The organism is Pseudoflavonifractor sp. An184, assembly GCF_002160305.1.
Classification (GTDB): Bacteria; Bacillota; Clostridia; order Oscillospirales; family Oscillospiraceae; genus Lawsonibacter; species Lawsonibacter pullicola.
In genome coordinates this window covers 21,731-47,090 of the sequence record NZ_NFKI01000022.1, presented here as the reverse complement: position 1 = coordinate 47,090, position 25,360 = coordinate 21,731, and the positions used below count along the sequence as shown (strand labels likewise).

The 25,360-nt window shown below is 64.4% G+C and carries 23 protein-coding genes and 1 tRNA gene; 22 read left to right on the top strand and 2 right to left on the bottom strand.

What is annotated here, in order from left to right; all coding sequences use genetic code 11:
- Positions 1-110 precede the first annotated feature (110 nt).
- The 17 genes from B5F19_RS09015 to B5F19_RS08935 all read left to right on the top strand — a co-directional run bounded on the left by B5F19_RS09015 (position 111) and on the right by B5F19_RS08935 (position 16,246).
- A complete protein-coding gene (locus B5F19_RS09015; protein ID WP_087289774.1) occupies positions 111-1,289 on the top strand; it encodes a DUF4118 domain-containing protein in 1,179 nt (392 codons plus the stop codon).
- Positions 1,282-1,986: a response regulator transcription factor gene (locus B5F19_RS09010; RefSeq protein ID WP_191342466.1), complete on the top strand. Its 705-nt coding sequence runs from the start codon at positions 1,282-1,284 to the stop codon at positions 1,984-1,986. Before B5F19_RS09015 ends, B5F19_RS09010 begins: the two co-directional genes overlap by 8 nt.
- Positions 1,987-2,245: 259 nt before the next feature.
- Positions 2,246-2,482 (top strand): acyl carrier protein, encoded by a 237-nt coding sequence (gene acpP, locus B5F19_RS09005; protein WP_087289772.1) that lies wholly within the window; start codon positions 2,246-2,248, stop codon positions 2,480-2,482.
- Between the two features lie 31 nt (positions 2,483-2,513).
- Entirely contained in the window at positions 2,514-2,966 is a 453-nt protein-coding gene (gene accB, locus B5F19_RS09000; protein WP_087289771.1) for an acetyl-CoA carboxylase biotin carboxyl carrier protein, read from the top strand.
- On the top strand, positions 2,966-4,333 hold the full coding sequence (gene accC, locus B5F19_RS08995) for an acetyl-CoA carboxylase biotin carboxylase subunit (RefSeq protein ID WP_087289770.1): 1,368 nt from the start codon (positions 2,966-2,968) through the stop codon (positions 4,331-4,333). The genes accB and accC overlap by 1 nt, the downstream gene beginning before the upstream one ends.
- Before the next feature lies 1 nt (position 4,334).
- Positions 4,335-5,219, top strand: coding sequence for an acetyl-CoA carboxylase, carboxyltransferase subunit beta (accD, locus tag B5F19_RS08990; RefSeq protein ID WP_087289769.1), 885 nt, complete (start codon positions 4,335-4,337; stop codon positions 5,217-5,219).
- Complete coding sequence (locus tag B5F19_RS08985; protein ID WP_087289768.1) at positions 5,216-6,025, top strand: acetyl-CoA carboxylase carboxyltransferase subunit alpha; 810 nt, start codon at positions 5,216-5,218, stop codon at positions 6,023-6,025. The genes accD and B5F19_RS08985 overlap by 4 nt, the downstream gene beginning before the upstream one ends.
- On the top strand, positions 6,022-6,981 hold the full coding sequence (locus B5F19_RS08980) for a beta-ketoacyl-ACP synthase III (RefSeq protein WP_087289767.1): 960 nt from the start codon (positions 6,022-6,024) through the stop codon (positions 6,979-6,981). Before B5F19_RS08985 ends, B5F19_RS08980 begins: the two co-directional genes overlap by 4 nt.
- 1 nt (position 6,982) lies before the next feature.
- Positions 6,983-7,921, top strand: a complete 939-nt coding sequence (locus B5F19_RS08975; RefSeq protein WP_087289766.1) for a nitronate monooxygenase — start codon at positions 6,983-6,985, stop codon at positions 7,919-7,921.
- 109 nt (positions 7,922-8,030) lie between these two features.
- Positions 8,031-8,969: an ACP S-malonyltransferase gene (gene fabD / locus B5F19_RS08970; RefSeq protein ID WP_087289765.1), complete on the top strand. Its 939-nt coding sequence runs from the start codon at positions 8,031-8,033 to the stop codon at positions 8,967-8,969.
- On the top strand, positions 8,966-9,709 hold the full coding sequence (fabG, locus tag B5F19_RS08965; protein ID WP_087289764.1) for a 3-oxoacyl-[acyl-carrier-protein] reductase: 744 nt from the start codon (positions 8,966-8,968) through the stop codon (positions 9,707-9,709). The genes fabD and fabG overlap by 4 nt, the downstream gene beginning before the upstream one ends.
- 22 nt (positions 9,710-9,731) lie before the next feature.
- On the top strand, positions 9,732-10,973 hold the full coding sequence (gene fabF / locus B5F19_RS08960; protein WP_087289780.1) for a beta-ketoacyl-ACP synthase II: 1,242 nt from the start codon (positions 9,732-9,734) through the stop codon (positions 10,971-10,973).
- A 3-nt stretch (positions 10,974-10,976) separates the two neighbouring features.
- On the top strand, positions 10,977-11,402 hold the full coding sequence (gene fabZ, locus B5F19_RS08955) for a 3-hydroxyacyl-ACP dehydratase FabZ (protein ID WP_087289763.1): 426 nt from the start codon (positions 10,977-10,979) through the stop codon (positions 11,400-11,402).
- 71 nt (positions 11,403-11,473) lie between these two features.
- Positions 11,474-11,941, top strand: coding sequence for a MarR family transcriptional regulator (locus B5F19_RS08950; protein WP_087289762.1), 468 nt, complete (start codon positions 11,474-11,476; stop codon positions 11,939-11,941).
- Positions 11,942-12,764: 823 nt separating this feature from the next.
- Entirely contained in the window at positions 12,765-14,573 is a 1,809-nt protein-coding gene (locus B5F19_RS08945; protein WP_343219424.1) for an FtsW/RodA/SpoVE family cell cycle protein, read from the top strand.
- Positions 14,560-15,930 (top strand): penicillin-binding transpeptidase domain-containing protein, encoded by a 1,371-nt coding sequence (locus B5F19_RS08940; RefSeq protein WP_087289760.1) that lies wholly within the window; start codon positions 14,560-14,562, stop codon positions 15,928-15,930. Before B5F19_RS08945 ends, B5F19_RS08940 begins: the two co-directional genes overlap by 14 nt.
- Before the next feature lie 229 nt (positions 15,931-16,159).
- A tRNA-Leu gene (locus B5F19_RS08935) sits at positions 16,160-16,246 on the top strand.
- Positions 16,247-16,463: 217 nt separating this feature from the next.
- On the opposite strand, the gene B5F19_RS08930 is transcribed toward B5F19_RS08935, so the two are convergent.
- Complete coding sequence (locus tag B5F19_RS08930) at positions 16,464-16,784, bottom strand: multidrug efflux SMR transporter (protein WP_087289759.1); 321 nt, start codon at positions 16,782-16,784, stop codon at positions 16,464-16,466.
- Positions 16,785-17,168: 384 nt separating this feature from the next.
- On the bottom strand, positions 17,169-18,239 hold the full coding sequence (locus B5F19_RS08925; RefSeq protein WP_087289758.1) for a GntR family transcriptional regulator: 1,071 nt from the start codon (positions 18,237-18,239) through the stop codon (positions 17,169-17,171).
- A 550-nt stretch (positions 18,240-18,789) separates the two neighbouring features.
- Here B5F19_RS08925 and B5F19_RS08920 point away from each other — a divergent pair.
- The 5 genes from B5F19_RS08920 (at position 18,790) to B5F19_RS08900 (ending at position 25,240) form a co-directional block, all read left to right on the top strand.
- Entirely contained in the window at positions 18,790-19,878 is a 1,089-nt protein-coding gene (locus B5F19_RS08920; RefSeq protein WP_087289757.1) for an ABC transporter substrate-binding protein, read from the top strand.
- A gap of 121 nt (positions 19,879-19,999) precedes the next feature.
- Complete coding sequence (locus B5F19_RS08915) at positions 20,000-21,523, top strand: sugar ABC transporter ATP-binding protein (protein WP_087289756.1); 1,524 nt, start codon at positions 20,000-20,002, stop codon at positions 21,521-21,523.
- Positions 21,516-22,592: an ABC transporter permease gene (locus B5F19_RS08910; RefSeq protein WP_087289755.1), complete on the top strand. Its 1,077-nt coding sequence runs from the start codon at positions 21,516-21,518 to the stop codon at positions 22,590-22,592. The genes B5F19_RS08915 and B5F19_RS08910 overlap by 8 nt, the downstream gene beginning before the upstream one ends.
- The gene (locus B5F19_RS08905; protein WP_087289754.1) at positions 22,589-23,635 is read left to right on the top strand and encodes a sugar ABC transporter permease YjfF; all 1,047 of its coding nucleotides are present in this window, start codon (positions 22,589-22,591) and stop codon (positions 23,633-23,635) included. The genes B5F19_RS08910 and B5F19_RS08905 overlap by 4 nt, the downstream gene beginning before the upstream one ends.
- A gap of 15 nt (positions 23,636-23,650) precedes the next feature.
- Positions 23,651-25,240, top strand: coding sequence for an FGGY-family carbohydrate kinase (locus B5F19_RS08900; RefSeq protein WP_087289753.1), 1,590 nt, complete (start codon positions 23,651-23,653; stop codon positions 25,238-25,240).
- Positions 25,241-25,360: the final 120 nt, after the last annotated feature.

Sequence of the window (25,360 nt, the reverse complement as noted above, 5' to 3'; positions counted from 1 at the left end):
GGCGGAAAAGTCGCCGGGCCTGCTCTTTACGCGCCACCCGCTTCCTGTTATAATAGATAAAGTTGAGTGACCCTTTGCCCTGAGACGGGGCGGCGGGAGGTGGAACGCAGATGACAGGGCCCTTTATCAAATTATACCACGGCTATCTCTATATAACCCGCGGGCTGCCGCGCACGCCGCGGAATCTGCTGACCACGGTGCTGTTCCTGTGCGCCGCGTGCGTCATCAGCGGGGAGCTTCTGCGGCACACGGGGGGAGAGAATAACTCCGACCTGGTTTTTATTCTGGCGATTATGTGCATCTCCCTGCTCACCGACGGATATGTTTACGGCATCGCCGCCTCGGTGGTGGGGGCGCTGTGCATCAACTACTTTTTCATGTTCCCCTTCCGGGCCTTCTCCCTGAGCATCTCCGGCTATCCGGTCACCATGCTCAGCATGGTGGCCATCTCCGCGGTGATCTGCGCGCTGACCGGGCGGATCAAGGCCCAGGCCATCGAGGCCACCCGGCGGGAGCAGGACACCAAGGCCCTCTACGAGCTCAACGCCAAGCTCAACGCGGAGAAGGCGGCCATTCAGCTCCAGGCGGACCGGGAGACCATCCGGGGCAATATTCTGCGGGCGGTGTCCCACGACCTGCGCACCCCCCTCACCGCCATCTCCGGAGCGGCCTCCGTGCTGCTGTCCAGCGAGGAGATCGCCTCCTCCGAGCGCAGCGCCTCCCTGGTGCGGGACATCAAGAGCGACGCCGACGCCCTGAGCGCCATGGTGGAAAACCTGCTCTCCATCACCAAGATCCGGGACGGGGTCATGCCCCTGAACAAGCAGGAGGAGATGCTGGAGGAGGTGGCGGGGGACGCTCTGCTCACCATGCGCCGCCGGTTTCCCGACTGCCCCATCGCCCTGGAGCTGTCCGACGATATTTTGTATCTCCCCATGGAGCCCATGCTCATCAAGCAGGTGATCGTCAACCTGCTGGAAAACGCCATCCGCCACTCCGGGGACCGGGAGCACATCCGCCTGCGGCTGTTCCGGCAGGAGGACTGGGCTGTGGTGGAGGTGCGGGACCGGGGCAGGGGCATCTCCCCCGAGGTGAGCCAGGCGGTGCAGCTGGGCCGGCCTCTGGAGGACAACCTGTCCGGGGACTCGTCCCGGGGGATGGGCATCGGCCTGTCCGTGTGTCAAAGTATTATAAAAGCCCACGACGGCTTCTTCGCCGCCGGGAACGACCCGGAGGGCGGGGCGGTGTTCCGGTTTGGGCTTCCCATGGAGGAAATCAAGGATGAATGAGAAACGTGTGATCCTGGTTATCGAAGATGAGCGCACCATCAGCAACTTTATCTGCCGGGCGCTGAACGCCAACGACTATAAATCCATTCCGGCCTTCAGCGGGAAGGAGGGGCTCTCCCTGTTTTTCTCCCACAGCCCCGACCTGGTCCTGCTGGACCTGGGGCTGCCCGACATGGACGGCATGGAGATCCTTCAGGAGCTCAGCGGCCTGCCCCAGGAGACCCCGGTCATTATCATCTCCGCCCGGGACCGGGAGTCGGAAAAGGTGAAGGCCCTGGACATGGGGGCGGACGACTACATCGTCAAGCCCTTCGGCGTGTCCGAGATGCTGGCCCGGGTGCGCACCACCCTGCGCCGGTCCGACCGCCTGCGGCTGAGCCAGGGGTCCCAGAAGGACGTCTACCACATCAAGGACCTGACGGTGGACATCGCCAAGCACCAGGTGCTCCTGGACGGGGAGGAGGTCCACTTCACCCAGAACGAGTTCAAGATCCTGGAGCTGCTGTGCATCCACGCCGGCAAGGTGCTCACCTACGACTTCATCCTGGAGCACGTGTGGGGCCCCTACGGCAGCAGCAGCAACCAGATCCTCCGGGTGAACATGGCCAACATCCGCCGCAAGCTCAAGGAGAACCCCTCCGAGCCCAAATATGTCCTCACCGAGCTGGGCATCGGGTACCGGATGCTGGAGGACTGAGGCGGCGGTCTGGGACTCCGGCGGGCGGCGGGGATTCCAGATTATGTGTGTTTTGCCCCTATCCCTGGAAAATTCGACGCGTTTTGCGGAAAAATTCCCCCGGAAGCTAAATAAAAAACGGGCGGTTGTATGTTGTTTGTGAAAAATCCCAGTTGACTTTCTGGTAAAACCTGTTACAATACGCTTGAAATATTTAGTTAAAAAATTTTAACTAAAATATTGGAAGGATTATGAGAGAAGATTTGAGAGGAGAATTCCTATGTTTGAAAAAGTACGTGATATCATTGTGGATACCCTGAGCTGTGAGATGGAGGACGTCACCATGGAGGCCGACCTGGCCGAGGACCTGGGCGCCGACTCTCTGGACGCTGTGGAGCTGAACATCGCCCTGGAGGAGCAGCTGGGCCTGTCCATCGCCGACGACGACCGCCCCAACATGAAGACCGTGGGCGACATCGTCCGCTATCTGGAGGCTCTGGAGAGCAAGGCCGAGTAATTCAAAATTTTAAAAATGAGGTGACTGTTCCATGGATCTGGAATCCATTTACGCGCTGATGGAGCGCTTCGAGCGCTCCTCCCTCACCGGACTGGAGCTGGAGCAGAATGGGACTCGCCTGAAGCTGGACAAGACCGTGGCTGTGGCCGCCGCTCCCGCGGCGGCTGTGGCCGCGGTTTCCGCTGTCCAGACCCCGGCGGCTCCCGCTCCCCAGTCTGAGGCCCAGAGTGGGACTCAGGATGAGGGCGAGTACATTAAGGCCCCCCTGGTGGGCACGTTCTACGCCGCCGCCGGCCCGGACGCCGAGCCCTTTGTGAAGGTGGGCGACCAGGTGAAGAAGGGCCAGACGGTGTGCATCCTGGAGGCCATGAAGATGATGAGCGAAATCCCCGCCCCCATGGACTGCGTGATCGAGGAGATCCTGGTGGAGAACGGAAGTCTGGCGGGCTATGACGCCCCCCTGTTCCGGGTTCGGAGGGTATAATGTTTCAGCGTGTGTTGATCGCCAACCGCGGCGAGATCGCGGTGCGCATCCTTCGTGCCTGCCGGGAGATCGGGGTGGACGCGGTGACGGTGTACTCCGCCGCCGACGCGGACTCCCTCCACGTACAGCTGTCCCCCAACGCCGTGTGCATCGGCCCGGCCAAGGCGGCGGACAGCTATTTGAATGTGGACGCCCTGCTCACCGTGGCCAAAGAGACGGGGTGCGACGCCATCCACCCCGGCTACGGCTTCCTGTCGGAGAACGCGGACTTCGCCCAGCGGTGCGCCGACTTGGGGATTGCCTTCATCGGCCCCTCCGGGGCGGTGATTCAGGCCATGGGCAACAAGGCGGCCGCCCGGGAGCTGATGCAGAAGCACAACGTCCCGGTGGTGCCCGGCTCGGACGGGCCGGTGGAGACCGCCCAGGACGCGGTAGAGATCGCCCGGAAAATCGGATATCCGGTGCTGGTGAAGGCCAGCGCCGGCGGCGGAGGCAGAGGAATGCGCCGGGTGGATCAGCCCGAGGAGCTTGCCGCCAAATTCGAGGAGGCCAGGGCGGAAGCCCTGGCCTGCTTTGGAGATGGCCAGCTCTACCTGGAGAAGCTGATCCTCAACCCCAAGCACATCGAGTTTCAGATCCTGGCCGACCGCCACGGCAATGTGATCCACCTGGGGGAGCGGGACTGCTCCATCCAGCGGAAGAACCAGAAGCTGGTGGAGGAGTCCCCCTCCAAGGTGCTTACCCCCCAGCTGCGGGAGCAGATGGGGGCGGCCGCTGTGGCCGCCGCGAAGGCCGCCGGCTATGAGAACGCCGGCACCATCGAGTTTGTGGTGGACCAGGAGGGACACTTCTACTTCATCGAGATGAACACCCGGATTCAGGTGGAGCACCCGGTGACGGAGATGGTCACCGGTCTGGATCTGGTGCGGGAGCAGCTGCGCATCGCCGCGGGACTGCCCCTGTCCGTCAAGCAGGAGGAGGTGGTCCAGCAGGGCCACGCCATCGAGTGCCGCATCAACGCCGAGGACTTCAAGGCCGGCTTCCGGCCCTGCCCCGGCACCACCAAGTTCCTCCACTTCCCCGGGGGACCCGGGGTGCGGGTGGACTCCCTGCTGTACAACGGCTACTCCGTCTCCCCCTACTACGACTCTCTGGTGGCCAAGGTCATCGTCCACGCCCCCACCCGGCTGGAGGCCATCCGCCGGATGCGCCGGGCGCTGGAGGAGATGATCATCGACGGCTATCCCACCACCGCCGACTTCTGCCACCTGATCATGTACCACCCCGACTTTATCAAGGGCCAGTATGACACCGGCTTTTTGCCCGCCCACATGGACGAGCTTTTGAACTGGGACAAGGAGGAGTAATATGCAGCCACTGTTTCGCTCCCGCCGGGACCGGCTGGACCGACTGCGCCGCCAGCGGGAGGAGGCCGTTGAGGCCGCCGCCCGCCGCTCGGCCATCCCGGAGAACGGGACTCAGACCTGCCCCGGCTGCGGCGCGGAGTGCGCCAACCAGGAGCTGGTGAAAACCGAATATGTCTGCCCCCACTGCGGCTACCATCTGCCCATTGGGGCTTACCTGCGCCTGTCCCTGCTGCTGGACCCCTTCAGCTTCCGGGAGCTGTGGCCCGAGATGACCGCCCCCAACGTGCTGGACTTCCCGGGGTATGAGGGCAAGCTGGCCGCCCAGCGGGAAAAGACCGCCCTGCCCGACGCGGCGGTGGCGGCCACCGGCAAGCTGGACGGGTACCAGGCGGTGTTCGCCGTGCTGGACAGCCGCTTCTTCATGGCCAGCATGGGCGTGGCCGTGGGTGAGAAGATCACCCGGGCGGTGGAGTACGCCCAGAAGCACAAGCTGCCCCTGATCATCTTCTCCGCCAGCGGCGGGGCCCGGATGCAGGAGGGCATTCTCTCTCTGATGCAGATGGCCAAGACCAGCGCCGCCATCGAGCGGTTCTCCGCGGCGGGGGGGCTGTACATCGCGGTCTACACCCACCCCACCACCGGCGGCGTCACCGCCAGCTTCGCCTCCCTGGGGGACATCACCCTGGCGGAACCGGGGGCCCTCATCGGCTTTGCCGGGCCCCGGGTCATCCGGCAGACCATCGGCCAGGAGCTGCCCGAGGGCTTCCAGCGCGCCGAATATCTGGAGGAGCACGGCTTTGTGGATCAGATCGTCCCCCGGCCTCAGCTGCGGGAGACCCTGGCCCAGCTGCTGGCCCTCCATCGAAAGGGGGTCTTCCACAGATGAGCGACGTGACAGCCGCCCAGCGGGTCAAGCTGGCACGGGCAGTATCCCGGCCGGGGGCGATGGACTATATCAACGCCCTGTTTACCGACCTGTTTGTGTGCAAGGGGGACCGCCTCCACCGGGAGGACCCCTGTGTCTTCGGGGCCATCGCCCGCTTCCACGGCAAGCCGGTGACCGTCATCGGCACCCGGAAGGGGCGCACCTTTGAGGAAAAAATGAAATATAACTTCGGCATGCCCAGCCCTGAGGGCTACCGGAAGGCCCAGCGCCTCATGCGCCAGGCGGAGAAGTTCAAGCGGCCCATCATCACCTTTGTAGACACCCCCGGCGCCTACCCCGGCCTGGAGGCCGAGGCGGAGGGGCAGGGGCAGGCCATCGCCGCCTCCCTGGCTCTGATGAGCTCCCTCACCGTCCCGGTGATCGCGGTGGTCATCGGCGAGGCGGGCAGCGGCGGAGCTCTGGCCCTGGCCGTGGGCAACCGGGTGATCCTGATGGAGAACGCCGTCTACTCGGTGCTCTCCCCCGAGGGCTTCGCCTCCATCCTGTGGAAGGACGCCGGGCGGGCCGATGAGGCCGCCGAGGTGATGAAGCTCACCGCCGCCGATCTGCTGCGCCTGGGAGTGGCCGACCAGGTCATTCCGGAGCCCGAGGGGGGCGCCCAGAACGACCCCAAGGCGGTGTTCGCCGCCGTGGACAAGGCCCTGACCCGGCATCTGAACCAGCTGTCCAAGGAGAAGGATCTGGCCGCCCAGCGATATCAAAAATTCCGCGCCATGGGCGTGGTTCGGGAGGAGAACGAGATATGAACGGACTGCAGATCCTTGGCACTGGACGGGCGCTGCCGGAGCACGTCGTCACCAACGACGATCTGGCCAAGATCGTGGACACCAGCGACGAGTGGATCGTCAGCCGCACCGGCATCAAGGAGCGGCGCTTTGCCCGGGAGGGGGAGACTCTCACCCAGTTCGCGGTGGAGGCCGCCCGCCAGGCCATCGCCAGGGCGGGCATCCGGCCGGAGGACCTGGGGCTGTGCCTGATGGGCACCGTCACCTCCGACAACGCCACTCCGGCCCAGTCCTGCCTGGTCCACCAGGCGCTCCGCCTGCCGGAGGACTGCCCGGCCTTTGACCTGAGCGCGGGCTGCTCCGGCTTCCTGTACGCCATGGAGACGGCGGCGGCCCTGCTGCCCCGGATGAGCCGCCCCTACGCCCTGATCCTGGGGGGCGAGCTTCTGAGCCGGATCACCAACATGGAGGACCGCTCCACCTGCATCCTGTTCGGAGACGGGGTGGGGGCCGTGGTGGTCAAGTCCACCCAGGACGCCCCCTGGTACGCCCACCTGGGCGCCCGGGGAGAACGGGATATCCTGTGGTCGGGCGGCATGGGCAGCGAGGAGCGCTATCTCCACATGAACGGCCAGGAGGTCTTCAAGTTCGCCCTGGAGACCGTCCCCCAGGCGGCCCGGACCCTGCTGGCCAAGGCCGGCATGGAGAAGGAGCAGGTGGACTGGTACGTGCTCCATCAGGCCAACCACCGCATCGTGGAGTCGGTGGCCCGGCGTCTGAAGGTGCCTCTGAGCAAGTGCTATGAGAACATTGAGCGCTATGGAAATACATCCGCGGGTACCATCCCCATCGCGCTGGACGAGATGGCGGAGCAGGGACTGCTGAAAGCGGGCCAGTGGATCATGTGTCTGGGCTTTGGCTCCGGAATGACCTGGGGCGGGGCCCTGTTCCAGTGGCAGGATAAGGAGGAGAAATAACATGCAGAAGCTGAACGAATGGCTGGGGATCGAGTTCCCCTTTATCCAGGGCGGTATGGCCAACATCGCCACCGCCGAGTTTGCCGCCGCCGTGTCCAACGCGGGGGCCCTGGGCCTCATCGGCGCGGGCGGCATGCCCCCCGAGGTATTCCAGGAGAGCATCCGCCGCTGCCGCTCCCTCACCGATAAGCCCTTCGGCGTGAACATCATGCTCATGCACCCCCAGGTGGAGCAGCTGGCCGCCATCGCCGCGGAGGAGAAGGTGGCCGTCATCACCACCGGAGCCGGCGATCCCACCCGCTTCATCCCCGCCTGGAAGGAGTCGGGCGCCAAGGTGATCCCCGTGGTGGCCGCCGTGGCCCTGGCCAAGCTGGTGGCCAAGCGGGGCGCCGACGCGGTCATCGCCGAGGGCACCGAGAGCGGCGGCCACGTGGGCGAGACCACCACCATGGCCCTGGTGCCCCAGGTGGTGGACGCGGTGGACATCCCCGTCATCGCCGCCGGCGGCATCGCCAGCGGACGGCAGCTGCTGGCCGCCTACGCCCTGGGTGCCATCGGCGCCCAGGTGGGCACCTGCCTGCTGGTGAGCGAGGAGTGCCCCATCCATGAGAACTACAAGAAGGCCGTCCTCAAGGCCAAGGACCGGGACACCGTGGTCACCGGCCGGTCTGTGGACGCCCCGGTGCGCTGCCTGCGCAACCAGATGACCAACGCCTACATCGCCAAGGAGCGGGAGGGCGCCGACCGCATGGAGCTGGAGCACTTCACTCTGGGCGGCCTGCGGAAGGCCGTGTTCGACGGCGATGTAAAGACCGGCAGCGTCATGGCCGGCCAGGTGGCGGGCATGCTCCACGAAATAAAGCCCCTGCGGCAGATCTTTGAAGAGATGACCGCCCAGTGCGGCCAGACCCTGAAAAAGCTGGAGGGCATGGGCCTGTAAAGAGCCGTATCATTTGGGTAGGGGCGCACATTGTGCGCCCGTGCAAGAAGATCCCCTATGATATCTCGGGGAAGGATGGAAGGACCAACACATTTTTTGGAGGGAAAGCATGAAGCTAGCCTTTTTGTATGCCGGCCAGGGCTCCCAGCACGTGGGCATGGGCCGGGACCTGTATGAGAATTACCCCGCCTTCCGGGCGGTGCTGGACGCCGCCCCGGTGGACTTCGACCTGAAGCAGCTGTGCTTCGAGGGGCCGGAGGAGCAGCTGAACGACACCCGGTACACCCAGCCCTGCATGGTGGCCTTCGCCGCCGGCGTCACCGCGGTGCTCAAGGAGGAGGGGATCACCCCCGCCTACACCGCCGGCCTGAGCCTGGGCGAGTACTCCGCCCTCCACTGTGCCGGGGTGCTGGACGCCCCCACCGCCATCTCCCTGGTGGCCTTCCGGGGGAAGGCCATGGCCGAGGCCGTGGTGGGCCGCCCCTGCGGTATGGCCGCGGTGCTCCAGCTGGACCGGGACGCCCTGAAGAAGGCCTGTGAGGAGGCCTCCGGCCTGGGGGTGGTGGAGTGCACCAACTTCAACTGCCCCGGACAGATCGTCATCTCCGGCGATGCGGCGGCGGTGGACAAGGCCGGGGAGCTGGCCAAGGCGGCGGGGGCCAAGCGGGTCCTGCCCCTGAAGGTGAGCGGCCCCTTCCACACCTCCCTCATGGCCCCCGCCGGAGACGCCCTGCGGGAGAAGTTCAAGAGTGTGGACTTCCATGACATGGAGATCCCCGTCCTCTTCAACTGCCTGGGCCGGGAGATGGGGGAGGGGGACACCATCCCCGCCCTGCTGGAGCGGCAGGTCCAGTCCAGCGTGTACCTGGAGGACACCATCCGCCGTCTGGCCGACCTGGGTGTGGACACCGTGGTGGAGATCGGCCCGGGCAAGGCCCTGTCCGGCTTCGTGCGCAAGACGGCCAAACAGATCAAGTGCTATCCGGTGGAGACGGCCCAGGAGCTTCAGGCCGCCGTCGCCGCCCTGAAAGGAGAGAGCGACACATGAGTCTGCAAGGAAAGAACGCCCTGGTCACCGGCGGGAGCCGGGGGATCGGCCGGGCCATCTGCCTGGAGCTGGCCCGTCAGGGGGCCAACGTGGCGGTAAACTACGCCGGCAACGCCAAGGCCGCCGAGGAGACGGTGGAGGCCTGCAAGGCCCTGGGCGTCCAGGCCGTGGCCATCCAGGCCGACGTGGCCGACGCCGCCGCCTGCGAGGCCATGGTGAAGGAGGTCATCTCCACCTTTGGGAGCCTCCAGATCCTGGTGAACAACGCGGGCATCACCCGGGACAACCTGGCCCTGAGCATCAGCGAGGCCGACTTCGACGCGGTGCTGGACACCAACCTGAAGGGGGCCTTCCACTGCTGCAAGGCGGCCTACCGCCCCATGATGCGCCAGCGCTACGGCCGCATCATCAACATGAGCAGTATCGTGGGCCTGCGGGGCAACGCCGGCCAGGCCAACTACTCCGCCAGCAAGGCGGGCCTCATCGGCCTGACCAAGTCCCTGGCCAAGGAGCTGGCCGCCCGGAAGGTCACCGTCAACGCGGTGGCCCCCGGCTTCATCGATACGGAAATGACCGCCGTTCTGCCCGAGCAGGCCAAGGAGGCCATGCTCAAGACCATCCCCATGGCCCGGCTGGGCCAGCCGGAGGACGTGGCCCGGGCGGTGGCCTTCTTTGCCTCGGACGAGGCCGCCTATATCACCGGCCAGGTGCTGTGTGTGGACGGCGGCATGGCGGTTTGAGCCGCAGAAAGGATTGAACATGATGGAAAAGAGACGAGTTGTCATCACCGGTATGGGCGCTGTCACTCCTCTGGGCCATACCGTTTCGGAGACCTGGGAGGCGGCCCGCGCCGGGGTGTGCGGCGTCGCGCCCATTACCCTGTATGACGCCTCCAGCCAGAAGGTCTCTCTGGCGGCGGAGGTGAAGAACTTCGACCCCACCAAGGTGCTGGACAAGAAGGAGGTCCGCCGGATGGACCGCTTCTCCCAGTTTGCCATGTACGCCGCGGCGGAGGCCATGGCGGACAGCGGCCTGGACCTGGAGCGGGAGGACACGGCCCGCATCGGCGTGTGCGTCTCCAGCGGCGTGGGCGGTATGCAGACCTTCCAGAACTCCTGCGAGGTGGGAGAGAGCCGTGGCTTTGACAAGGTTTCTCCCTTCTTCATCCCCATGATCATCGCCAACCTGGCCGCCGGCCGCATCGCCATCCGGTACGGCCTCCACGGCATGTGCACCTGCCCGGTGACTGCCTGCGCCGGCGGCTCCAACGCGGTGGGCGACGCCTTCCACTACATCCGGGACGGCTATGCCGACGCCATGGTGTCCGGCGGCGCCGAGGCCACCATCACCTCCCTGGCCATCGGCGGCTTCACCTCCATGAGCGCGCTGACCACCGCCGCCGACCCCAAGCGGGCCTCCATCCCCTTTGACAAGGAGCGCAGCGGCTTCGTCATGGGCGAGGGCGCGGGCATTCTGGTGCTGGAGGAGCTGGAGCACGCCAAGGCCCGTGGCGCCAAGATTTATGGCGAAATCGTGGGCTACGGCACCAACTGCGACGCCCACCACATCACCGCCCCCGATCCCACCGGCACCTGGCCGGCGGCCTGCATCCAGCAGGCCCTGAGCGACGCGGGCATCGCCCCGGAGCAGGTGGACTATGTGAACGCCCACGGCACCTCCACCCCTCTGAACGACAGCGGCGAGACCGCCGCCCTGAAGAAGGTGTTCGGGGACCACGCCGGCAAGCTGATGGTCAGCTCCACCAAGTCCATGACCGGCCACATGCTGGGGGCCGGCGGCGCGGTGGAGGCCATCTTCAGCCTGCTGGCCCTGAAGGACGGCTTTGTCCCCGCCACCATCAACTACCAGGTGCCCGACCCCGCCTGTGACCTGGACATCGTCCCCAACCAGGGCCGGGAGGCGGACATCAAGTACGCCATCTCCGATTCTCTGGGCTTCGGCGGCCACAACGCCTGCCTGGTGTTCCACAAGTGGGAGGGCTGAGACATGGAACTGAACATTCAGCAGATCATGGAGATCCTGCCCCACCGTCCCCCCTTCCTGCTGGTGGATAAGATCACCGAGTGCGAGCCGGGGGTGAAGGCCACGGGCGTCAAGTGCGTCACCATGAACGAGCCCTTCTTCACCGGCCACTTCCCCGGGCAGCCCATCATGCCCGGCGTGCTCATCCTGGAGGCTCTGGCCCAGACGGGGGCGGTGGCCGCCCTCTCCCTGCCGGAGAACAAGGGCAAGCTGGCCATCTTCGGCGGCGTGAAAAACTGCCGCTTCAAGCAGCAGGTGGTGCCCGGCGACGTGCTGGAGCTGTCCTGCGAGCTGGTGGAGCAGTACGGTCCGGTGGGATACGGCAAGGCGGTGGCCAAGGTGGGCGGCAAGGTGGCCGCCCGCTGCGAGCTGACTTTCGTCATCCAGTAAGGCGGAGGCCTGAGGTGCTGCCATGAACCTGTTTTGGTCCGAAAAACGGCGCATATGCAGGAGGCATACCCATGCTGGATGAGTCTTTTGACCGCGTGTATACCAAATTCAAGCTCCACTTCTACCGCTCCATCTTCTCCCGCTTCCAGGACCGGGAGGCCAGCCTGACCACGGTGGAGACCTTCTGCGTGGAGATCATCAACGCCCTGGGCCACCCCACGGTGAACGAGTTCTCCAGCTTCGTCAACATCTCGCCCCCCAACGCCGCCTATAAGATCAACAGCCTGATCCAGAAGGGCTACGTCACCAAGGAGCAGTCCCCTGACGACAAGCGGGAGTACCACCTGTCCGTGACCCAGAAGTATTTCGACTACTGCAACATCAGCCAGCGCTATCTCACCACGGTCCTGGACCGGGTGAAGGAGCGCTTTCCCCAGGAGGATGTGGACAAACTGGAGGAGATGCTGGACGTGATCTCCGGCGAGCTCATGCCTGAGCTGGACCCCAATATCCCGCTCCAGTCCCACCCCGCCTCATGAATCAACAGCCCGTCCGCCTCTGCGCGGCCGGGCTGTTTTCCTTTTTGTGCATGGGGATTTTGATGCCTGCTCTTTTTAAGCCTTCCCCCTGGGGGCCGACTCCCCTTATCAAGGGGAGATGTCGCGAAGCGACAGAGGGGATAGGGAAGGTGGCTGGCCGCAAGGCCAGACGGATGAGGGGGCATTTTAAGGAGCGGGCGTCGTTAGAAAAATCCCGTAGGGCGGGGGCTTGCCCCCGCCGACCCTGTTTTTTTTCCGTAAATCCACCCTGGTTCGGATTTTTTGCAGGGGCGGCCCCATGCGGCCGCCCGGTCGGGAGACTCCTGCTTCGGTAGGGCGCGGCGGCCCGCCGAGCCGTTTCTAGAGGTTTTCGCAGAGGGATTTCGCCGCCTTGCGAGCGGCGAGCTTCTTTCTGGATGCCCAGAAAGAAGCCAAAGAGGCACCAGGGGGTGGGCTCAGATGGGCGCTTCGCGCCCATATTCGCCCGCCCCCTGGACCCCCATTACGGGGGACGCCCTCCTGGCAGTCAGTGCGTCGTTTCCGGCGCGCAAAATCTGAGTGGCGGTCCGCGTGTTCTCCCGGGCCACTGGGCCCTGAGTTTGCAAAAATTGCATCTGACGCGGTTCCGCAGCTGCGCCTGACTCTTCCGATCCAACGGTACTGGTACTAAATCCCCCGTAGGGCGGCCCCGTGCGCCCCGCCCGCGCCCTGTATGGCCGCGCCGGGCGAACATTTTGTGCAAAACCGCCCTTGTGCCCCGGAGGCGGATGTAGTATGCTGTATCTATGTCTGTTGTCAATTCCGTGTGAAAGGAGGGGTCTGCTTGAGTTTCCTGCCCGTCTCCCTGCAAGCGGGGCTGACCGCCCTGCGGCAGCTTCCGGTGGATCACCCGGACTTTTACGCCTGGTACACCCTGATCCTCCGGTTTCTCTTTCCCATTCTGGCCATTTTGATGCTGGTGCGGATCATCCGCTCCCTGGTGAAGGCCTCCCCCAAGCCGGAGGTGTGGGCCTACCTGTCCCTGCCCAACGGGGCAACCGAGCCCCTGACCCACTGGGAGAACATTTTAGGGCGGAGCCCCGCCTCCGACGTGGTGCTGAACTACCCCGTGGTCTCGCGGCAGCACGCCGCCCTCATCCGCACCGGGGAGGACCGGTGGACGGTCCACGACCTGGGCTCCAAGAGCGGCACCCTCCTCAACGGCAAACCGGTGGACCCGGCGGGCTCCTCCATGACCCTGGGGGACGTGCTCAGCCTGGGGGGCGTGGACACGGTGCTCCTCCCGGTGTCCGACGAGGAGACCGCCCGCCGGAAGAAAAGCTCCCAGCGGCCCGTGTCCCCCTGGGGCTCCCTGATCCTGCTCACTGTGTTTCAGGCGCTCACCGCCCTGCAGTTCCTGTTTTCCACCGGCGAGGAGCACGTGCTCCTGGTCCCCGCCGCCTTTTTGTGCCTGTGCCTGGTGATGTGGCTCTACTGCCTCACGCTCCGGGCACTGGGGCGGACCGGCTTTGAGATGGAGACCATCGTCTTTTTCCTGTCCACATTGTCCCTGGCGGTGACGGCCTCCTCCGCCCCCGCCTCCGTGCCCAAGCAGCTGCTGGCCGTCTTTTTGGGGATTGTCCTGTTCTTAGTGGTGGGCATTTTCCTCCGGGACCTGGACCGGGTGCGGAAAATCCGGTGGCTCATGGCCGCCGGGGCCGTGGTCCTGCTGAGCCTGTCCCTGGTGGCGGGCCACGAGCGGTACGGGGCGGCCAACTGGATCAGCCTGTTCGGCTTCTCCTTCCAGCCCTCGGAGCTGGCCAAGATCTGCTATATCTTCGCCGGGGCGGCCACCCTGGAGCGGCTGTTCCGCAAGCGGAATCTGGGGCTGTTCATCCTGCTCACCGGGGCGTGTATGGGCTGTCTGGCCCTGATGAGCGACTTCGGCACCGCCGCCGTCTTCTTTGTCACCTTCCTGGTCATCGCCTACCTGCGCTCCGGTGATTACACCACCCTGGCCCTTATCTGCGGGGGGGCGGTGTTCGGGGGGCTGGTGCTGGTGACCATCAAGCCCTATATCCTCCGCCGGTTCGCCGCCTGGGGCCACGTGTGGGAGCAGGCATCCGACGGGGGCTTCCAGCAGACCCGCACCATGTCCGCCGCCGCCTCCGGCGGCCTCATCGGCGTGGGGCCGGGGGAGGGGTGGCTCCACCGGGTGTCCGCCGCCGACACCGACCTGGTGTTCGGCATGCTGTGCGAGGAGTGGGGGCTCATCATCGCGGTGCTGTCGGTGGCCTGCATCGCCGCCCTGGCGGTGTTCGCCGTGCGCAGCTGCCGGGCGGGGCGGTCCAGCTTCTACACCATCGCCGCCTGCGCCGCCACCAGCCTGCTGGTGTTCCAGACCACCCTGAACGTGCTGGGGTCGGTGGACATCCTGCCCCTCACCGGGGTCACCTTCCCCTTTGTGTCCAACGGCGGGTCGTCCATGCTGTCCGCCTGGGGGCTGTTGGCCTTTTTGAAGGCGGCCGACACCCGCAGCAACGCCAGCTTCGCCATCCAGCTCCAGAAGGCCCACGGGGACAAGTGGCTGGGCAACCTGACTCCCCGCCAGGGGAAACGCGCCGGAAAGGAGGTCCGCCGTGAAAAAGATTGAGAAGCGCACCGTGGTGTGCCTGATCCTCACCCTGATCCTGCTGCTGGGGGTGGGCCTGTTTGTGGTGCGGTTCTTCCTGAACGGGGGGAGCTGGGCCTCCTTCGCCGCCAACCGCCACCTGTACAACAGCCAGGGCCAGCTGTCCGTGGGCCGGGTGCTGGACCGGGACGGGGACGTCCTCTCCTGGGTGGACGAGAGCGGAAACCGGCAGTACTACGCCAACCAGACGGTGCGCATGGCCACCCTCCACGCGGTGGGGGACCCCAACGGGGCCATCGGCACCAGCGCCCTGGTGGCCTTTGCCGACCAGCTCTCCGGCTACAACTTCCTCACCGGGGCGGACAACCCATTTGGGCAGGGAAACGACCTGTACCTGACCCTGGACGCCCGGCTGAACTACGAGGCATACCAGGCCCTGGGCGGCCGGCGGGGGGCGGTGGGGGTCTACAACTATGAGACCGGGGAGATCCTGTGCATGGTGTCCACCCCCACCTTCGACCCGGCCGACCCGCCGGACATCCAGGAGGGGGACGAGCGGTACGAGGGCGTGTACGTGAACCGCTTCCTGTCCAGCACCTTCACCCCCGGCTCGGTGTTCAAGACGGTCACCCTGACGGCGGCCATTGAGAATCTGCCCGACCTGTTTGGGCGCACCTTCACCTGCACCGGCTCCACCGTGGTGGGGGGGGAGACCATCACCTGCCCCTCCGCCCACGGCACCATGGATATCGGCGGGGCCTTCGCCAACTCCTGCAACGGGGTGTTTGCCCAGTTGGCCGCCGAGCTGGGGGCGGACACCATGACCGGCTATGTGGAGCAGGCCGGCCTGCTGAGCCGCTACTCGGTGGACGGCATCCAGACCGCCCAGGGGAGCTATAACCTCACCGGGGCCACCCAGGGCCAGCTGGGCTGGTCGGGCGTGGGCCAGTACAACGACCTGGTCAACCCCTGCGCCATGATGGTGTGGATGGGGGCCGTGGCCAACGGGGGGAAGGCCGCCGTGCCCCACCTCATCCAGGAGGTGGACGGGGGGCTGCCCCAGCTCTCCCTCCCCTTCGGAAAGGAGACGGGGACCCTGATCCAGTCCGGCACGGCCCGGACCCTGGCCGACATGATGGCCCAGAACGTGGTCCAGACCTACGGCTCCGGCCGGTTCCCCAACATGGACATCTGCGCCAAGTCGGGCACCGCCGAGGTGGGGGGCGATAAGCGGCCCAACGCCTGGTTTGTGGGCTTCCTGCGCAACGAGGACGCCCCCTACGCCTTCGCCGTGGTGGTGGAGGAGGGGGGCAGCGGCGCCGGCGCGGCGGGCAATGTGGCCGCCCAGGTGCTGAACGCCCTGGTCAACGGATATTGAATACAGCCTGCGCGGAAGAAAATTTCCGTCTGCGCAGGGAGAGTACAGGGGCCTGTTTTGCCGGGCAAACCGGCAGAGCGGGTCCCTTCTGCCTGCGGCTGAGCAAACGGCGGCGGAAAAAAATATTTTACGGAGGAAAGAAAAATTTTTTTCAAAACCGGTTGACAGGGAAAGATTCCTGTGGTAAAATCTCATTCGTTCTGAGCGATACATAAGAACAGCCCCACTTGCGCGAGTGGTGGAATTGGTAGACTCGCTGGCTTCAGGTGCCAGTGCTCGCAAGGGCGTGCGGGTTCGACTCCCGCCTCGCGCACCACAAAAAAGGACACGACGTAAGTCGTGTCCTTTTTTGTGGACTCCGCGGGCCGAGGGCCCGCTCCGCCCTTCGGGATTTTAATGCTCGGGGCGGCGGAGCCGCCCCTGCGCCGAGGTTTTGCCTGGGGCAAAACGCTCGTACGGCGCACTCGCGCAGCGAGGACTTTTCCGCCGCGCGGCGGCGGGAAAGTAACGGCATTTTTCAGGAAGAGGGCCGCTCAGTGTCCGGACGTGGCCTTCAGGCCCAGGATGCCCACCAGGAGCAGGGCGGCGAAGAAGAGCCGGGCGGGGGCGGCCGGTTCCTTGAACAGGATGATACCGGCGATCAGGGCCCCCAGGGCGCCGATCCCCGTCCAGACGGCGTAGGCGGTCCCCAGCGGGAGCACCTTGGTGGCCTGGGAGAGAAAGGCGAAGCTGACGATCATCCCCACGATGGTCAAAACGGAGAACTTCAGATCGGTAAATCCGTGGGAAAATTTCATGCAGGTGGACCAGAATACCTCCATCACCCCTGCGATGCATAAGTAGAGCCATGCCATGCGGAACATTCCTCCTTGAACATAAAAAAATGCATTTACCGATGTATCTACCAAAGGCCTATCGATACATCAATAAATGCCTTCCACCTACTCGGCAGCAGATGGAGCGTCCTATACTATACCAGATGGTCGGAAAAAGTCAATCCCTGATTTTCCAAGAATGCCGGTACTTTCCCGCCGCTGTGCGGCGGAAAAGTCCTCGCTGCGCTCGCTGAACGCCTTGCCAAGCAAGGCATTCAGGGCATTCGATCCCATTCGAGGCGGGCTGTCGCCCCCTCGAGCTCCCCCGCCCCAACGTGAGCGGATTCATTTCTACGGAGGTTTTTGACAAGCTGGAACCGGGAGGCGGCTAAAAACCGCCTCCCGGTTTGTCATCTGCAATGTTCAGCTGCTCTCCTTCTGGACCAGCGTCCAGGGGGCCACCTGGGACTGGCAGGGGACCCCTTCAAACAGGTGCATCAGAAGTTCGGCCGCCATTCGGCCCACGTTGTGGGTGCCGTGGGACAGGGAGGTGATGCGGGGGGTGGTCATCTCGCTGTACTGGCTGTTGTCAAAGCTGACCACGGCCATATCCTCCGGAATGGAGACGCCCCGCTTCACCAGCTGGGCCACCAGGCGGCTGGCGATCTCGTCGTTGTAGCACACCACCGCGGTGTAGCCGGGGAGGACCTGCTCCAGGTATTTGACCCCTGTTCCGTCCAGAAACAGGGACTCCTTGGCCTCCGTGCTGTACCAGAAGACCTGCTGGTCCTCGAAGGGGAGGCCCAGGGTGCGCAGGGCTCCGGCATAGCCGGCGTAGCGCTGGTGGCCCTGGATGTCGTCGTTTTTGAAGATGCCCGCGATGCGCTGGTGGCCCTTCTGGTGGAGATAGTCCACCAGCATCCGGCCGCCTGTGGCGTTGTCATCCAGCACCGAGAGGCTGTCGGTGAGCTCGGGGTAGTTGCCGTTCATAAAGACCAGTGGGACCCCCCGGTCGATCAGCCGGCGGTACAGGTCCAGGTTGGGGTTGGGCAGGCCGGTCTTGGTCCCCTCCACCAGCACCCCGTCCAGGGAGGTCAGGTCCAGAAGGGTATTGAGCACCTTCCGCTCGTTGGACACCTGGTTCTGGGTGGCAAAGAGCAGGGGGGCGCTGTTGTGGTCGGAGAGGACGTTTTCCACCTCTCTCAAAATGCTGGGGAAGATGTAGTCGCTGATGTAGGTGGTGATGACCGCAATGGAGCGGTGGGGCATGGGGGCCGGCTTGGACCGGTCCCGGATGTGGGAGCCGCTGCCCTGCCGGCGCTCAATCAGCCCCTCCGAGACCAGCAGGGCCAGGGCCTGCCGCACGGTCTGGCGGCTGACCTGAAACTGCTGGCACAGGAGCTGTTCGGTGGGCAGAAGCATGCGCTTTTGGTAGACTCCGTCCAGAATATCGGTCCGGAGCGAGTCCGCCACCATCTGATATTTGGGTGCCATGGGACAAGTCCCTCCAGTCGTGGCTTTCAGTTAAATCCAGCATAGCATATTTGCCTGCTCTTTTCAATACAATTTTCAGATTTGTCTGGAGAGAAAACGCTGGTCCCGGAGCGAGCGGCCTCCGGACGGGGAGAGGATTGCCCAGGAGGCCCTCACATTTTCTTCTAATTTTTTGTGCTATTTGTCAAATGTGCCGGAGAATAATCCGTCGGAATTTCGAACTTGTCCATTTTTACAAAGAGTTTTTAACAAACTATTAACTAAAATTGCAAGAAAAATGCGGGAAAAAAGTAAACAAAAATCGTACTTTCAATGGAAAAATAGAACGAAAAAAGAGAATTTACAAAATTGTACTGGTTTTTGACGGCGGTTTTGACACGATTTGTATTGTTTGTTCGGATGAAAACACAAATTATACGAACAAATTATTGACAGCGGGGGGGTTCTGGGAGTATACTTCGGTCAAGAAGTCCGGACAACCTGCAATACAACATGCGAGCGAATCCGGTTCGGGCTTAATCCTGGAAAATCGAAAAAGGAGCGATTCAGAATGAAAAAGAAAGTTCTTGCCCTGACCCTGGGCCTGACGATGGCTCTCTCCCTGGCTGCCTGCGGCGGCAACACCGGTTCTTCCACTTCCGGCTCCGGCGCCGCCTCCGGCTCCGGTGCGGACGCCTCCACCTCCGGCTCCGGTTCCAGCGGCGACCTGATCACCGTGGGCTTCGCTCAGGTGGGCCACGAGTCCGACTGGCGCACCGCCTCCACCCAGTCCGCTCAGGACGTGTTCAGCGAGGAGAACGGCTATCAGCTGAGCTTCATCGACTGTGACAACGACTCCGCCACCCAGCTGGAGGCCGTCCGCGGCTTCATTCAGCAGGGCGTGGACTACATCATCATTGACCCCATCGTCTCCACCGGCTGGGACGCCGTGCTGACCGAGTGTGAGGACGCCGGCATCCCCGTCATCGTCATCGACCGTACCATCGACGACTCCGACAAGTATGTGACCTGGGTGGGCTCCGACTTTAAGACCGAGGGTCTCGCCTGCGGCGAGTGGCTGAAGGCCTACGCCGAGGCCAAGGGCATCACCGAGATCAACGCCCTGGTCATCGAGGGCTCCACCGGCGCCTCCGCCACCATCGGCCGTACCGAGGGCTTCAAGGAGGTCGCTGACCGTGAGGGCTGGACCATCCTGGACAGCCAGAACGGCGACTTCACCGAGGCCGGCGGCCAGGAAGTCATGGAGTCCTACTGCCAGAGCTATGAGGGCCAGTTCAACGTGGTCATCTGCCAGAACGATAACGAGGCCTACGGCGCTATGACCGCCATGGACGCCGCCGGCGTGAGCTACGGCGTGGACGGCGACGTGATCATCGTCTCCTTCGACTCCAACAAGCCCGCTGTGCAGCACGTTCTGGAGGGCAACATGAACGCCACCTTCGAGTGCAACCCCATGGCCGCTCCCTTCGTGGAGGAAGTCATCCAGCAGCTGGAGGCCGGCGAGACTCCTGAGAAGGAGATCTACATGGACGAGTCCTGGTTCGCCGCTGAGGACATCGTGTCCAGCATCACGGTGGACGGCACTGAGATGCCCATCATCCATGTGACCCAGGAGGTCCTGGACGCCCGTCCCTACTAATTCCTCCCAGTTGCTGTGAGGAGGCCTTTATAGGACCCCAGAGGGAGGACCCCATACAATTCAACGTGGGGTCCTCCCTATTTCATTCTGAATTTCCGAATTTTAACAGAGGTGACGCGAGATGGAAGACAACATTGTATTGACGATGCGGGGAATCTGCATGACCTTCCCCGGCGTCAAGGCGCTGGACAATGTGGACTTCACCCTGCGCAAGGGGGAGATTCACGCCCTCATGGGGGAGAACGGCGCTGGAAAATCCACCCTGATCAAGTGCCTCACCGGCATCAACGACTTTGAGGCCGGCGAGATCCGGGTGAACGGGATCGAGGGACCGGTGAAAAACCACTCCACCCTGGATGCCCAGAAGGTGGGCATCTCCACCGTGTATCAGGAGGTCAACCTGTGCCCCAACCTGAGCGTGGCGGAAAACCTGTACATCGGCCGGGAGCCCATGACCCCCTTCCACACCATCGACCGCCGGACCATGAACAAGAAGGCGGACGAGCTGTGCAAGCGGCTGGACATCAAGGTGGACGTGACCCAGAACCTGGAGAACTACTCCCTGGCCCTTCAGCAGATGATCGCCATCGCCCGGGCGGTGGACATGGACTGTAAGGCCCTGATTCTGGACGAGCCCACCTCCTCCCTGGACGACAGCGAGGTGGAGAAGCTCTTTAAGATGATGCTCCAGCTGAAGGAGCAGGGGGTGGGCATCGTGTTCGTCACCCACTTCCTGGAGCAGGTGTACGCCGTATGCGACCGGATCACCGTGCTGCGCAACGGCACCCTGGTGGGCGAGTACCCGGTGGCCGAGCTGCCCCGGGTGAAGCTGGTGGCCGCCATGATGGGCAAGGACTTCGACGACCTGGCCTCCATCAAGCCCGAGGGCTTCACCTACGACAAGGAGGCCCCCCTGGAGATCTCCGCCCGGGGCCTGAGCCACAAGGGCACGATAAAACCCTTCGACCTGGATATCCACAAGGGCGAGGTCATCGGCCTCACCGGCCTGCTGGGCTCCGGCCGCAGCGAGCTGGCCCGGTCCATCTACGGCGCCGACAAGGCCCAGACCGGCACCCTGAAGGTGAAGGGCAAGGAGGTCAAGATCAACCAGCCCATCGACGCCATGAATCTGGGCATGGGCCTGCTGCCCGACGACCGGAAGGCGGAGGGCATCATCGGCGACCTGTCCGTGCGGGAGAACATCATCCTGGCCCTCCAGGCCAAGCGGGGCACCTTCAACCAGCTGTCCCGTGCCAAGCAGGAGGAGATCGCCGACCGATACATCGACCTGCTCCAGATCAAGACCGCCAGCCGGGAGACCCCCATCAAGCAGCTCTCCGGCGGCAACCAGCAGAAGGCCATCCTGGCCCGGTGGCTGGCCACCGACCCCAACTTCCTGATCCTGGACGAGCCCACCCGGGGCATCGACATCGGGACCAAGACCGAAATTCAAAAGCTGATTATCCAGCTGGCCGGCGAGGGAAAGAGCATCATGTTCATCTCCTCCGAGATCGAGGAGATGCTCCGGACCTGCAACCGGATGGCGGTCCTCCGGGACGGCGCCAAGGTGGGCGAGCTGGACGGCGAGCTGACCCAGGAGCGGGTCATGGCCGCCATTGCGGGAGGTGCGAGTGAACATGAGTAAGCTAAAGAAACTCACCCAGCAGCAGCTGTTCCTGCCCATTTTCTGCATGATCCTGGTGCTGTGTGTCAACATGATCTACGACGTGTCCCAGGGCCGGGATTTTTATGAGTTCTTCAAAATCGGAATCCAGAACGAGCTGCTCAGCGGCCGTCTGGTGAACATCCTGAACCGGGGCAGCGAGGTGGCCATCCTGGCCATCGGCATGACCCTGGTGGTCTCCTCCTCCGCCGGTACCGACATCTCCGTGGGCTCCGTCATGGCCCTGAGCGCCGGCGTGTGCTGCACCCTGCTGGCGGGCGCGGCGGCCCCCCAGGCCACCGAGCTGGCCGTCCCCCTGATCGTGGGCGTGCTGGCCGCCCTGGTGGTGGGCTGCGTCTGCGGCGCCTTCAACGGCGCCCTGGTGGCCTATCTGAACATCCAGCCCATGGTGGCCACCCTGATTCTGTGGACGGCCGCCCGGGCCATCGGCCTGCTGGTGTGCAACAACCTGATCGTCTATGTGCGCAACGACGCCTTTGCCATGTTCGGCGGCTACATCGGCCCCGTGCCCACACCCCTGATCATCGCGGCGGTGTGCATCGCGGTGGTCACCGTCGTGCTGAAAAAGAGCGCCCTGGGCCTGTACATCCAGTCCGTGGGCATCAATAAGAAGGCCAGCCGCATCGCCGGCCTGAACTCCCAGAAGATCATCTTCCTGTGCTATGTGCTGTGCGGCCTGTGCGCCGGCATCGCCGGCGTGGTGGCCTCCTCCCGCATCACCAGCGCCGACACCAACAACATCGGCCTGAACTTCGAGCTGGACGCCATCCTGGCGGTGGCCCTGGGCGGCAACAGCCTGGCCGGCGGCAAGTTCAACCTGGCCGGCTCCATCATCGGGGCCTACACCATCCAGGCCATCACCACCACCATGTACAACCTGGGCGTGTCCAGCGCCGTCAACCCGGTGTTCAAGGCGGTCATCGTCATTGTTATCGTGGCGGTCCAGGCGCCTCCGGTGAAGGCGTTCTTTAAAAAGCTGTCCGCCAAGCGGCAGGCGGAGAAAGAAGTAAAGGGGGCGGTGGGCGTATGAAACCGGCAAACGCGCTGAAAGAGCGCAAGCAGATGAACAGCAACACCACGCTGCTGCTGATCACCATCGTACTGTTTTTCGTTCTGTATGCGGCGGGCTGCGTGGCTTACGCCAGCAAGGGCTTTACCACGGTCCAGACCTTTTTGAACGTATTCCGCAGCAACGCGGGCCTGATCTGCGTGGCCTGCGGCATGACCTGCGTCATGCTCACCGGCGGCATCGACATCTCGGTGGGCTCCCTCATCGCCATGGACTGCATGATCATTGCCTACGGCCTGAACAACTGGGGCTGGGCCAGCGCCCCCACCATCATCCTGCTGGTGCTGGCCATCGGCATCGTCTTCGGCCTGGTGCAGGGCTTCTGCGTGGGCTATCTGGAGATTCAGCCCTTCATCGTCAGCATGGCGGGCATGTTCTTTGCCCGGGGCATGACGGCGGTCATCTCCACCGAGCAGCTGTCCATCACCGCCGAGGCGGACCAGACCTTCTATGACATGGCCAACTTCCGCATCTACCTGCCCTTCGGCGGCACCATCAACCGGGCGGGCAAGCTGATCATGCCCTATGTGGGCATCGGCGTGGTCATCGCCCTGGCGGTGCTGGTGGTTATCTTCCTGATGCTCCGCTACACCAAGTTCGGCCGGGCCCTGTACGCCGTGGGCGGCAGCGAGCAGTCGGCGGCCATGATGGGCCTGAACGTGAAGGCCACCAAGATGAAGGCCTATGTGCTCTCCTCCTTCCTGTGCTCCATCGGCGGCATCTGCTACTGCATGAACACCATGTCCGCCAGCGTGAATCAGGCCACCGGCCTGGAGATGGACGCCATCGCCTCCTCGGTCATCGGCGGCACCCTGCTCACCGGCGGCGTGGGCAACGTGATCGGCACCCTGTTCGGCGTGCTCATCAACGGCACCATCGCCTCCATCGTCCAGTTCAACGGCAAGCTGGCCTCGTCCTGGCCCAACGTGCTCACCGCCGCTCTGCTGTGCTTCTTCATCGTCCTCCAGAGCATCTTTGCCAAGATCAAAGAGCGCAATAAGTAAAGGGGGCGTACCGCTATGGAAATGAAAGAAATCATCGCATCCGGACAGGCCGTCCTGGGTATCGAGCTGGGCTCCACCCGGATCAAGGCGGTCCTCATCGGGCCGGACCACGCCCCCATCGCCTCCGGCGACCACGGGTGGGAGAACTGGTATGAGAACGGGGTTTGGACCTACCACATGGACGACGTGTGGGAGGGGCTCCGGGACGCCTATGCCAGCCTGTGTGCCGGCGTAGAGGAGAAGTACGGGGTCAAACTGACCAAGGTAGCCGCTATGGGCTTCTCCGCCATGATGCACGGCTACCTGCCCCTGGACGGAAACGGGGAGCTGCTCTCCCCCTTCCGCACCTGGCGCAACACCATGACCGCCCAGGCGGCGGAGGAGCTGACCGCCCGTTTCGGCTTCAACATCCCCCAGCGGTGGTCCATCGCCCACCTGTACCAGGCCATCCTCAACGGGGAGGAGCACGTGAAGGACATCGTGTCCCTCACCACCCTGGCGGGCTACGTCCACTACAAGCTCACCGGCGTGAAGGCCCTGGGCGTGGGCGAGGCCAGCGGCATGTTCCCCATCGACAGCGACTCCTGCGACTATGACCAGGCCATGGTGGACTCCTTCGACGCCTTGGTGGCGGACAGGGGCTACCCCTGGAAGCTGCGGGACATCCTGCCCAAGGTGCTCCCCGCCGGGGCGGACGCGGGCTCCCTCACCCCCGAGGGGGCCAAGCTGCTGGACCCCGCCGGGACCCTGGAGCCCGGCTGCCCGGTGGCCCCTCCCGAGGGGGACGCGGGCACCGGCATGGCGGCCACCAACGCGGTGGCCCCCCGCACCGGCAACGTGTCCGCCGGCACCTCGGTGTTCGCCATGATCGTGCTGGAGAAGGCCCTCTCCAAGGTCTACCCGGAGATCGACATGGTGACCACCCCCACCGGCAAGCCGGTGGCCATGGTCCACTGCAACAACTGCACCAATGAGATCAACGCCTGGGCCAAGGTTTTCAAGGGCTTCCTGGAGGCCCTGGGCCAGAAGCCCGATATGAACGCGGTGTTCACCGCCATGTTTGAATCCGCCGCCAAGGGGGCGGCGGACGGCGGCGGACTGCTGCTGTACAACTACCTGTCCGGCGAGCCCATCACCGGCATGGAGGAGGGCCGTCCCCTTCTGTGCCGCGCCCCGGAGGGGGAGCTCAGCTTCCCCAACCTGATGCGCGCCCAGCTCCTGTCCGCCCTGGCCACCCTGAAGATCGGCCTGGACATCCTGGCGGGGGAGCAGGTGGCGGTGGACCGGCTGCTGGGCCACGGCGGCTTCTTCAAGACCCCCAAGGTGGGCCAGAGCATCCTGGCCGCGGCGGCGGGGGCCCCGGTGTCCGTCATGGAGACCGCCGGCGAGGGCGGCCCCTGGGGCATGGCCCTGCTGGCCGCCTACCGGGTGGAGAAGAGGGACGGGCAGTCCCTGGAGGACTACCTGGAGCAGAACGTGTTCGCCGGCGCCCAGGTGTCCACCCTGGCCCCGGAGCAGGCCGACGTGGACGGCTTCGAGGCCTTCATGGCCCGCTACCGCAAGGGGCTGGCCATCGAGCGCTCCGCCGTGGACAACTTGGGATAACACCCCCGGAACGGGGCGTGGATGGGGCCTTTCAACGGCCCCGCAGTGTAAGGAGAAATGGGTTGGAACGCCGGGCGGGGGACGCCCCCGCCCGGCCGGTTCCAGACGCGGCGAAACATG